Origin of the sequence: Streptomyces phytophilus, assembly GCF_013870535.1 — a bacterium.
Lineage (GTDB): Bacteria > Actinomycetota > Actinomycetes > Streptomycetales > Streptomycetaceae > Streptomyces > Streptomyces phytophilus.
Map to the genome: position 1 here is coordinate 1 of NZ_JACBXC010000624.1, position 3,521 is coordinate 3,521.

At 73.1% G+C, this 3,521-nt stretch carries 4 protein-coding genes; 2 read left to right on the forward strand and 2 right to left on the reverse strand.

The genetic code is table 11. The annotated features are described in order from the left end of the window. Window positions 1–202: 202 nt before the first annotated feature. Complete coding sequence (locus H5J30_RS22465; RefSeq protein WP_181789196.1) at window positions 203–820, reverse strand: PadR family transcriptional regulator; 618 nt, start codon at window positions 818–820, stop codon at window positions 203–205. 113 nt (window positions 821–933) lie between these two features. Between H5J30_RS22465 and H5J30_RS22470 the strand changes: the two genes are divergently transcribed. Next, on the forward strand, window positions 934–2,343 hold the full coding sequence (locus H5J30_RS22470) for a carotenoid oxygenase family protein (RefSeq protein WP_181789197.1): 1,410 nt from the start codon (window positions 934–936) through the stop codon (window positions 2,341–2,343). Between the two features lie 96 nt (window positions 2,344–2,439). Here the strand turns inward: H5J30_RS22470 and H5J30_RS22475 are convergent, their stop codons facing one another. Further along, entirely contained in the window at window positions 2,440–2,895 is a 456-nt protein-coding gene (locus H5J30_RS22475; protein WP_258563480.1) for a carboxymuconolactone decarboxylase family protein, read from the reverse strand. Window positions 2,896–3,031: 136 nt separating this feature from the next. Here H5J30_RS22475 and H5J30_RS22480 point away from each other — a divergent pair. Next, window positions 3,032–3,521, forward strand: a 490-nt coding sequence (locus tag H5J30_RS22480) for a sigma-70 family RNA polymerase sigma factor (RefSeq protein WP_181789198.1), incomplete at its 3' end; no start/stop codon positions are given.

The window sequence follows — 3,521 nt, forward strand, 5'->3', positions numbered from 1 at the left end:
CCCTGCTGGTCAGCAAGGTGGGCCAACCGGTGGCGGTCGACGTCATCGTCGAGGAGCCGAACCACTAGCCCGCCGCGACCCTCCCCTGCCCTCGTACCCAGGCAGGGGAACGGGCACGGACACCGGCACGGACCCCGGCACCGACACCGACGCCGACACCCGCACCCGCACCCGCACCGCGGCAGCCCTCCTCCTCCCCCGCTCAGCGTCCCCGCCGACGCGGATCCACCACCCCCGCTCCCCCCTCCGCGATCTCTGTCCAGAACTCCACCGCCAACTCCTCGAACCGCAGCCCGAACGCCAGCGCCGCCGCCTGCGGAGCGTCGAACCGCGGTCCCAGCCCCGCCGCACCCTCCCCGCCCGCCGTCACCAAAATCGCCTCGAACTCCGCCAGCTTCGCCCGGTGCGCCACCACCTGCGCCTCCGCCAGCCGCCGCACCCGCTCCCCACCCGACACCCCGTCCGACGCTTCCTCCGACGCCCCGTCCGGCGCTTCGTCCTGCTGGAAGTACAGCCGCAGCAAGCCCTCGTCCCGCACATCCGTCCCCGCCTCCGCCGGGCCGGTGAGCCACGCCGCGAGCGTGTCCCGCCCCGCCCGGGTCAGCGCCAGCGTCCGCCGTCTGCGGCCACCTGCCTCCCGCTCCTCCGTCACCAGCCCGCGGCGGACGAGCCGGGCGGCCTCCGCGTAGATCTGGGACCGCGGGAAGTCCCAGAAGTGCCCGACGCTCTGCTGGATTTCGCGATCGAGCGCGTACGGCGTCGCGGGGCCGGACTCAAGGAGGCCGAGCACGACGTACGCGCTGGCGGAGAGCGAGGGCATGGGGCATCTCCCGGTCTGGACGGTCTGAACCTCGGCGTTGCACGCCCGGCTCCGAAGCCGGAGCATCGAAACAGTACAGGCTGCACGTTTCAATGTGACGATCGGAGTCCTCGATGGCTACCGCCACCCGCGGCGACAACCCCTATCTGCAGGGCAACTTCGCCCCCGTCCCCGACGAGCTGAGCGTCTCCGGCCTCCCGGTCACCGGGGCCCTGCCCCGCGAGCTGACCGGCCGCTTCCTGCGCATCGGCCCCAACCCCGCCGCGCACGAAACCGGCGTGGGCCACCACTGGTTCATGGGCCAGGGCATGGTGCACGGCGTCCGGCTGCGCGACGGGCGCGCCGAGTGGTACCGCAACCGGGTCGTACGGGGCGACGTCCCCGAGGACTCCCCCAACACCAACGTCCTCGCCCAGGGCGGCCGGCTCCTCGCCCTCGTCGAGGGCGGCGGCGCGCCGGTGTCGATCACCCCGGACCTGAACCGGATGCGGACCTGGGACTCCGACGGCGCGCTGCGCTCCGGCTTCACCGCCCACCCGAAGATCGACCCGCTGACCGGCGAGATGCACGCCGTCACCTACCTGATCGACCCCGCTTCCGAGCACCTGCGCTACGTCGTCGTCGACGCCGGCGGCGCCACGACGCACACCGCCGACCTGCCCGTACCCGGCGTGCCGATGGTCCACGACATGGCGATGACCGCCACCCGCGTCGTCGTGCTCGACCTCCCGGTGACCCTCTCGGCGGCGGCCGCGGGCCGCCTCGCCGCGGGCACGCCGCAGCCCGGCGACGCCCTCCCGATGCGCTGGAACGACGAGCACCCCTCCCGGGTCGGCGTGCTGCCACGCGGCGGTACGGCGGCGGACGTCAGGTGGTTCGACGCGCCGCGCTGCTACGTCTTCCACGTCCTCAACGCGTACGACGCCCCCGACGGCTCGATCGTCATGGACGTCGTCCGCTACGACACGGTGTTCCGCGACAGGTTCCGCGGCCCCGCCGACGGGCTGCCCGCCCTGGCCCGGTGGACCGTCCCGCCGCACGGGGGCGCCGTCTCCGAGCAGATCATGTCCGACCGCAGCATCGAGTGGCCCCGGATCAACCAGGCACGGGCCGGGCAGTCCCACCGCTACGGCTGGTTCGGCGGCACCGGCCCCGAGAGCCTGCGGCTGTCCGACGACGTCGACCGCGACAGCGGCGGCAGCTTCGAACCCGGGCCGCTGGTCAAGTTCGACACCGTCACGGGCGAGGCCGCCACGCACCACTTCGGCGCCGGGCGCGTGACGCAGGAGCCGGTGTTCGTGGCCCGGCCGGGCGGCGCGGAGGAGGACGACGGGTGGATCCTCTCGGTCGTCCACGACGGCAACACCGACCGCAGCGAACTGGTCGTCCTCGACGCCGCCGACGTCACCGCAGCACCCCTCGCCCGCGTACACCTGCCGCGGCGCGTCCCCTTCGGCTTCCACGGCAACTGGATCTCCGACGACGAGATCGGCCCCCGTGCCCCGGCCGTCCTGCCCACCTGACCGACGGCCCGACCGACCGCCTCGCCCGCCGCCCCCGGCCGCAGCCGGCCCGGTCCGCCCCACCGCGGACCGGGCCGGCGCCCAAGGCACTCGGGGTCACGCACCCCAGTCCTGCGGCACCTGCCGGGTGGTCGCGTTCAGCCGGTTGAACATGTTGGTCACCGCGATCGTGAGCACGATCGCCGCGAGTCCCTTCTCGTCGTAACAGCCGGCGACCTCGTCCCAGAGGGCGTCGGGCACCGGGTCGCTGCGGTCGGCCATTCTCGTCGCCGCCTCCGTCAGCGCCAGCGCCGCCCGCTCCTCCTCGGTGAAATACGGCGAGTCCCGCCAGGCGGCTACCGCGGAAAGGCGCTCCTCGGTCTCGCCGCTCTTCCTGGCATTGCGGGAGCCGGAATCGACGCACGAACTGCACCCGTTGATCTGGCTGGTGCGCAGGTGGACCAGGTCGAGTGTGGTTTTCGGGACACCGCCGGAATAGGTTGCCTTGTAAATGTCGCCGATGGGCTGCGTGGCATCGAGAACCCGGGCCGGATTCTGCATTCGCGGTTGCATGGAAAAGTCTCTCCTTCGGAAATCTCGTGGCGCCGGATTCCGGCGTGCACACTGCTATGACGTCCGGCGGTGGGGCGGTGTGACAGCCGGCCGCGGTGGGAGCGGCCGCCGCGCGGCGGCACCGGCGAGGAGGATGATGGTGGTCATGTACGAGAACGAGCTGCTGGCCCGCAGGTTCGAGAAGAGGCGGCCGCGGCTGGAGGCCGTGGCCCGCCGCATGCTCGGTTCCGCCGAGGAGGCCGAGGACGCGGTGCAGGAGGCGTGGATCAGGCTGCAGCGCACCGACGCGGAGTCCGTCGAGAACCTCGACGGCTGGCTCACCACCGTCGTCGGCCGCGTCTGCCTGGACGTGCTGCGGGCCCGTACCCGCCGCGAGGAGCTGTTCGAGGAGCTGCTCGACCAGCATGCCGACCCGCCGCCCGCCGCCCCGGCGGACGAGGCCGCCGACCCGGAGGAGGCGGCGCTGCTGGCGGACTCGGTGGGCAAGGCGCTGCTGGTCGTCCTGGACACGCTGGAGCCGGACGAGCGGCTGGCCTTCGTGCTGCACGACATGTTCGCCGTGCCGTTCCCCGACATCGCCGCGGTCATCGAGCGCAGCCCGGCCGCCACCCGGCAGCTCGCCAGCC

Coding starts and splice junctions, on each gene's coding strand:
- H5J30_RS22470 (WP_181789197.1), top strand. CDS start 934: ATGGCTACCGCCACCCGCGGCGACAACCCCTATCTGCAGGGCAACTTC.
- H5J30_RS22475 (WP_258563480.1), bottom strand. CDS start 2,895: ATGCAACCGCGAATGCAGAATCCGGCCCGGGTTCTCGATGCCACGCAG.
- H5J30_RS22465 (WP_181789196.1), bottom strand. CDS start 820: ATGCCCTCGCTCTCCGCCAGCGCGTACGTCGTGCTCGGCCTCCTTGAG.